General features: G+C 44.0%; 6 protein-coding genes, 1 rRNA gene and 1 pseudogene. 1 reads left to right on the top strand and 7 read right to left on the bottom strand.

Features of this window, described 5'->3' with window-relative positions; translation table 11 throughout:
- From ACWA2B_RS09545 to ACWA2B_RS09515, 7 genes are all read right to left on the bottom strand, one after another.
- Positions 1 to 63, bottom strand: a 16S ribosomal RNA gene (locus tag ACWA2B_RS09545); the annotation flags it as partial.
- Positions 64 to 509: 446 nt separating this feature from the next.
- Positions 510 to 1,880, bottom strand: coding sequence for an NCS2 family permease (locus ACWA2B_RS09540; protein ID WP_023987039.1), 1,371 nt, complete (start codon positions 1,878 to 1,880; stop codon positions 510 to 512).
- A gap of 222 nt (positions 1,881 to 2,102) precedes the next feature.
- Entirely contained in the window at positions 2,103 to 2,492 is a 390-nt protein-coding gene (locus ACWA2B_RS09535) for a nuclear transport factor 2 family protein (RefSeq protein ID WP_220027006.1), read from the bottom strand.
- A gap of 40 nt (positions 2,493 to 2,532) precedes the next feature.
- Positions 2,533 to 3,471, bottom strand: a complete 939-nt coding sequence (locus ACWA2B_RS09530; RefSeq protein WP_449291961.1) for an NADP-dependent oxidoreductase — start codon at positions 3,469 to 3,471, stop codon at positions 2,533 to 2,535.
- Positions 3,472 to 3,490: 19 nt separating this feature from the next.
- Positions 3,491 to 3,961: a MarR family winged helix-turn-helix transcriptional regulator gene (locus tag ACWA2B_RS09525; protein ID WP_039270704.1), complete on the bottom strand. Its 471-nt coding sequence runs from the start codon at positions 3,959 to 3,961 to the stop codon at positions 3,491 to 3,493.
- Positions 3,962 to 4,114: 153 nt separating this feature from the next.
- Complete coding sequence (locus tag ACWA2B_RS09520; protein ID WP_069011295.1) at positions 4,115 to 4,786, bottom strand: SGNH/GDSL hydrolase family protein; 672 nt, start codon at positions 4,784 to 4,786, stop codon at positions 4,115 to 4,117.
- Between the two features lie 21 nt (positions 4,787 to 4,807).
- Entirely contained in the window at positions 4,808 to 5,653 is an 846-nt protein-coding gene (locus ACWA2B_RS09515) for a LysR family transcriptional regulator (RefSeq protein ID WP_069011293.1), read from the bottom strand.
- 130 nt (positions 5,654 to 5,783) lie between these two features.
- Between ACWA2B_RS09515 and ACWA2B_RS09510 the strand changes: the two are divergent.
- Positions 5,784 to 6,913, top strand: a pseudogene (locus ACWA2B_RS09510) (Gfo/Idh/MocA family protein).
- Positions 6,914 to 6,980: the final 67 nt, after the last annotated feature.

The raw sequence follows: 6,980 nt of genomic DNA, 5'->3' as shown, positions 1-6,980 counted from the left end.
GACTTGCATGTATTAGGCACGCCGCCAGCGTTCGTCCTGAGCCAGGATCAAACTCTCCATTAAAGACCAACCGAAGCTGGTTTATAGAAAGAGCGATAAGCTCATTTTGAAACTGACGAGATAAAAAATATCTCTTGTTTGATTTTGCGAACAAAATCGTTTTACTCACTCGTTGTTCAGTTTTCAAAGATCAAACATTCATTTCGTTAATTCAGCACATCGCTTCATCAACTCTTATATCATATCATGTCCGAACCAACTTAGCAAGCATTTTTTTAAAACGTTTTTTGTAACACTCGCTCGCAATATTGTATTTCTTGGCCGGAATTAGAATATACCATATACACATCCCGTTTGCAAGCATTTTTTATGTGAAATTCATAATACTTTATTTATTATTCATTTTCCTTCTATATAATAGCTCCGTTGTATCTATCTGCGTCTAACTACAAACAAAGAACCTCTTCCCTTAAGCAACAGGAAGAGGTTCTTTGTTCTATATCTACTAATTACTCAGAGCCCATAAAGGCAAAGCGGATCACTACAATAATAGCAAGCACCCACATGAGCCAGTGAATTTTAACTTTATTGCTGGTAAACAGATTACTGAACACAGCCAGCACAACGTAAGACAAAATACCAGCAGAGATACCATTCGCGATTCCACCTGTGAAAGGCATCAGCACGATAGTCAAAAATGCAGGAAACGCCAACAGGAAGTTGTCCCAGTCAATGTTACGAACCTGACTCATCATTAGGACCCCAACAATAATCAGAGCTGGAGCAGTAGCGGCAGAAGGCACAACCAGAGCCAACGGTGCAATAAACAGGGCCAACAAGAACAGAACACCTGTCGTTACAGCAGTCAGTCCGGTACGTCCGCCTTCTTCTACCCCTGCGGAGCTTTCTACGAATGCTGTAATCGTACTTGTACCCAATACAGCACCGGTACTTACGCCAACAGCATCCACCAGCATCGCTTTACCGATAATTTTCTCGCCTTTTTTCTTATCTTTCATTATACCCGCGCGAGTAGCCGTACCTACCAAGGTACCGAACGTATCAAACAACTCTACAAATGTGAAAATGAAAATGATATCAAACAGACCAATATGCAAAGCTGCTTTCAAGTCTAACTGGCCTACAGCCAAATTACTGAAATCAGGAATCCAGTTGCCTGTTGTCAAGCTACTCAGATTCGTTACTCCCATCGGAATACCGATTAATGTAGTAGCTACGATCCCAATCAGCAATGCACCTTTAACCCGAACGACCATCAGTGCTGCGATAATAAGCAATCCGATTAGGGCCAGCAGTGCATCCTTTTGATGTACCAGACTTCCCAAAATCAAATTAAAAGCATGCCCCGGAACCGGTTGACCAACATCTGTCCCTGGAACGATACTCACCATAACCAGATTACAAAGCTTGAAGCCGACAATCGTAATAAACAAGCCGATACCCACTGTAATAGCTGTCTTTAAATTTTCCGGAACCGCAACAAGCAGCATCTGTCTTACTCGTGTCACGGTTAAAATCAGAAAGACGATACCGGATATAAATACAGCGCCAAGTGCCGCTTGCCAAGTAATCATGCCATTAGAACTCAGGACTACAGTCATAAAATAAGCATTCAAGCCCATACCCGGCGCCATGCCGATCGGCACATTAACGAATAACCCCATCAGGATGGTAACCAAACCTGCACCTACGGCCGTCGCAAAAAAGACAGCTTCACTGGGCATACCTGCTCCAGTCGGACCTAAAAAGGTATTGTTGACCACCAAAATATAAGCCATGGTCATAAAAGTAGTAATCCCCGCTATAATTTCTGTGCGGACGTTCGTGCCATGTTCCTTTAATTTAAAGAAACGCTCCATGAGTCGTAATTCCTCCTACGCAAAGCATACTCGTATTGTTGTCGTTCGTTTGAAGTAATATTCGCATTCAATGCGCTATATTATTACATTCGTTATTTTAGGCTCTCACCTACTGCTTGTCAACAGAAAAAGCGAATGTTACAAATTAAACATATATGTATTGTTCGGAAAACAGAAAACCCGCAAGCTATTATGCAGCTAACGGGTTATCATTTAAGGGAATCAGATGTTTTTGTACTTATCAAATGCATTCGCTGTGTCTGGGATATTCTCCAGATAAACGATCTTACCTTCCGCATCCAGCCGGGCCTTGTCCACTCCAGTAAGTGTATAAACTTCGCCTGTTGCTTTTTTACCACACACTGCCCATTTGGTTTGATAGGTATCAGGTTCTCTGGGTACAGGTTTCCAACCTTCATACATATGCTTGATTTCGAGCGATCCCTCAAAGAACATATTCAAGAAGCTTTTCCAACTGTTCATACCTTGTTTTCGATCACCATTCAATACAAACTCAATCTTCTCAGAAAAAAGGCTAATTAATCGCTCTCTACTCTTCTCGTCATCTTTTGCTAAATCATAGTAGTGAAAATAATCTTCTAAAATCTTCATCGTGCGCAATTCCATTCGTGCTGTATATGTGTATTCATCCTTATGAGAAGGTTATTGCAATTTTTCCAACAGCATGGTGGGTTTCGCTTAAAGCGTGTGCATCATATAAGCCTTTTTGCGAAAAAGGAAACGTCGCTCCCACTACCGATCTTACTTTCTTTTGCTCCAACAGGTCGGCAATTTCCTGCAGTTGCTGTCCGTTGGGCTCCAGCCATATATTTTTGGCCGTTACGTTGGACTCCTTTACCAGCTCTTCGTCAAAATTGCTCACAATGGATATGATCCGTCCAGTGCCCCTTTTCATTACCTTAAAGCTATTCTTCTGAACATCCCCGCCCATCGTATCGAACACCACGTCCACATCAGATAAAACTTCCTCAAAACGAGTTGTGTGATAGTCAATGATTTGGTCGGCTCCCAATGAAGCAAGCAATTCATGATTACGCTCACTGGCTGTAGTAATGACATAGGCTCCGGCTTGTTTGGCAAACTGGATAGCAAACATGCCTACGCCACCTGCACCTGCGTGGATTAATACTTTTTCCCCTTTGGTCAGTTGACCATGTGTAAAAAGCGCCTGCCAAGCAGTCAACCCCGCCAAAGGTACAGAAGCGGCTTCCTCCCAAGAAATTGAGGCAGGTTTACGCGCCAACAGGTGATCATCCACCAAGGTATACTCGGCATAAGTACCGAACCGTGTGGTGTCCGGGCGTGCAAACACTTCATCTCCCACTTTCCAATCGGTGACCTCGCTGCCTACTTCCGAAATAGTGCCGGCTACATCCCAGCCTAAAATAATCGGGAACTCCCAATCCATCATTTGTTTTAAGTAACCTTCACGCAACTTCCAGTCAATTGGGTTGATGGAGGTAGCCGCCACTTTGACTACAACCTGATGAGCCAGTGGTGTAGGAGTAGGCACTTCTCTTTCTTTCAATTCATCCTTGCTTCCATACTGATCTATAACGATGGCTTTCATATTCATTTCCTCCTCACATTTATATATTCTTCACATTGTTGGACATACGCTGTAGTACATCTGTCAAAGCCACAATTTCCTCATCTGTAAACTTACATAGCAGCTTTTCCTGGAAGGCTTGTCTTTGCTCTGACAAAACTTGCAGCTCTTGAACCCCTAATTCGGTCAAACGTATATAGGTCACACGCTTATCCTGCTCTTTTTTACTACGTAAAATCAGACCTTCCTCTTCCAGCCTTCGTAGATGTCGAGTCACTGCTGCACCATCCAGAACGAGCAGATGTTGGAGCTCTAGCTGGCTTAGTTCCTGACGATGGTCAATATGATACAAAATTTCAACCTTGGTAAAACTGGTTTTTAACTGTGCTTCAAAAGCGTTATTCATTTCTTTACACAAAAGATGCATGCGATAAAACAACTGACTTTTTTCAGAGCAATGTTCGATGACAAACCATCCTCCTAATACTTGACCTATCAATTGATATATCAAGTATTATACACCCTCACTAAAAATAAACAAGTCCTGAGACAAGTCTATATAGACAAATCCTACAATTCAAGAATACTCAAGCTAAACAAATAGCCTGAGCATTCTTGAATTGTAGTTAAGGTCATTCGATGAAACGATGAAATAGTCCATACATTACAGTGTATTCATAAATCCGATAATACGAGCCGCCATCCGCTCGTGGCCTGCCTGATTCGGGTGCAGGCCGTCAGGGATACCATTTTCCCCTGTAAAGTACATCTGTTTATGCACAGGCAACAGTGGTTGAATTCCAGCGATATTCCACAGATCGCAGCACGGGAAAGAATACAGTGAGGCCACTTCTCTCACGGCCTGTGCATACGCGCTATAGACTTGACCTGTGATAGCATTAGGCAGATGCTCAGGAACGGTATCACTTGATCCGTGAGGCGGGGTCAAAAAGACGATCAGCTTGTCCGGGTAACGGTTAATTAATCCTTCGGCAATATGCTTGAGCGCACCATAAAACGTACGCGTTTCTGTCGATGGCGTATCCAAGCTACCGAACGATATTTCTCCCATCGAAAAATCGTTTCTTCCCCCCATAAAAAAGATCACGTCCGCATGAGGGTTCATTTTCTCATAACGCTCACACATCGGTTCAAAGCCACCGCTGGCTACACTGCTGCCGGATATGCCATGATTCTCAAAAGTTTGGAATCCTAATACATCACTCACGAGGTGGGGGTATGGCTTTTCTCCATCACGTAATTCATATCCAAACGTAATACTATCGCCCAGGAATACGGCATGGCTACCTTGGTACTTGCCCTGATTATTTGTCAATCTAATTCCACTCCTACTCTATTAGATCGTATTATTGATTTCGATAAATTTATGTTCAATCGCTGTCATTTCGTGATTTGGCCGGGTTATTAAATATGTATCCATGTAGCCAAAGGTTGGGGGAGCGGGCAAATAGGATGTTACTTTGAATTGCCGCGCCAGCCTTTTGGACATGAGGGTGATTCCCATTCCCATCAAGGAAAATTGTACCATCGTTTCAAACACACCAACCTCCACAACCTCGCCATGGGTCAATTGCATGTCCTGATACATCTTCTCTAAATACGTGAGGTACAGGCAGCCATCCGACAATATGATAATAGACGCTCCTTGGAGTACCTGTTTAAGATCCGAGCCCTCATGTATGCCTTTCCCCACCAGTACCAGTTCTTCACGGCATAATTTTTGATAATGAATATACGGGTTAGCGGGATACCCTGTAACAAAAGCAATATCGAGTTCGCCGTCGAGAATCAATCGTTCCATTCCCGTGGTGGTTCCGGTTTTTAATGTAACCGAGGCCTGCGGGTACAGCTCGTATACCTTCGTAAGCGCCCTTGTTGTTTCCCCCGCAACAATGGACTGCATCGTACCGATGCGCAGCTTTTCCTCCTGCGGTCTCATTTTCATCTCCGTGTCTTGCCACAGCAACAACATTTGCTTGAACTGAGCATATAGGATTTCTCCTGCAGGTGTCAGCTCCATACCCCGGGGCTTTCGGTAAAATAGCGCTGTGCCGTAATGGGCCTCCAGCTTCTTTATTTTAGCCGTCATATTCGATTGCAGATGATTCAGCTTTTGGGCAGCTTCTGTCAGGCTTCTCAGCTCTGCCACCGAAACAAATGCCTGCATATTTTCAATATCCATCCCTTCACCTCCCATCAAATAAAATGATACCTATATCATAAACAAGCATTATTATTTATGAGTTAAGTGTATTATATTGACCTTGGACGCTACTTTCCACCCTCATTTAAAAATTAGGAGGTATGGCAACATGGTAATAAAGAAGATTCGTGCAGGTATCGTAGGAGGTTCGATGAATAATAAATGGGCTAGTCAAACGCATATTCCGGCGTTGCTCAAGCACTCAAACCTGGATATCACTGCCGTCGGTACCTCCCGTATGGAGAGTGCACGACAAAGTGCAGAAGAAGTAGGTGCGGCACTGGCTTTTGATGATGCCAAAAAGCTCGCAGCTTCCGAGGATGTAGACATGGTCGTGGTGAGCGTAAAAGTTCCCCATCATTATGAGGCGGTGATGGCGGCAATTCATGAGAGAAAGCATATTTTTTGTGAATGGCCCTTGGGGGCAAACACTGCGGAAGCTGCTGAAATGGTCAAGGCGGCGGCACTGCAGGCATTCATCATACCGTCGGCTTGCAGGCACGGCAAGATCTTGAAGTGCAAACGATGAAAAAGTTGGTGGAGAGCGGAGAGATTGGTGAAATTCTATCCTGCCATATGCAAGTAGCTACTTCCGGCAAAGGTGGACAAGTAAATCAGGACACTGCTTATTTGCTGAACAGAGCCAATGGCGCTAATCTACTAACGATTAACGGCGGGCATTCTCTGGATGCGCTGCAATACATCGTTGGCGAATTCCGCGAGCTATCGGCCATCACATCATCTCGCTATAATGAAGCCACTATTCAGGAAACGGGTGAAGTCATTTCCAAGGATACAGCCGATCAGATTCTGATTCACGGACTATTGGACAAGGGGGCGCCGATATCCGTTCACATTCAGGGCGGAGTGAATTCTAAGTTTGAGATAGAGATTCAGGGGAAAAAGGGCATTTTGCGTTTGACACAGAATCCTACGCTTGGGCATGTTCAATTTGGGAATCTGACACTCGAAAAACTTGCGTACGATCCAAGCAGTACGCAGAGTCATGGTCCTAATGGGGCGTTTGAACAAATAAGTGTAACTGCTGAGCCTGATGGCGGACTGGATTTTCCAAAACAAGGGGTAACCCTGAATGTAGCCAAGGCTCATCATGTATTTGCCGAGGATATTTTGACGGGCACCCGTCTCGCTCCTGATTTCAACCATGCCTTAAAGCTGCATCAGCTACTGGATCGCATCGAGGAATCGGCTGCAACCGGGAAAAAGATTGTATGGTAAGGTAGAATTATAAAAAAGAACATTCAGTACCACGATGATGTGGAATTGAATGTTCTTTATATTGTAA

The sequence above is a fragment of the Paenibacillus sp. CMM36 genome (genome assembly GCF_053570945.1).
Note: the sequence above shows the minus strand (reverse complement) of the source record. Positions and strands in the feature narration are given on the sequence as shown.

Bases quoted from the DNA above. Each gene is read 5' to 3' on its own strand.
- ACWA2B_RS09540 (WP_023987039.1), bottom strand. From the start codon at position 1,880: ATGGAGCGTTTCTTTAAATTAAAGGAACATGGCACGAACGTCCGCACA.
- ACWA2B_RS09535 (WP_220027006.1), bottom strand. From the start codon at position 2,492: ATGAAGATTTTAGAAGATTATTTTCACTACTATGATTTAGCAAAAGAT.
- ACWA2B_RS09515 (WP_069011293.1), bottom strand. From the start codon at position 5,653: ATGGATATTGAAAATATGCAGGCATTTGTTTCGGTGGCAGAGCTGAGA.
- ACWA2B_RS09530 (WP_449291961.1), bottom strand. From the start codon at position 3,471: ATGAAAGCCATCGTTATAGATCAGTATGGAAGCAAGGATGAATTGAAA.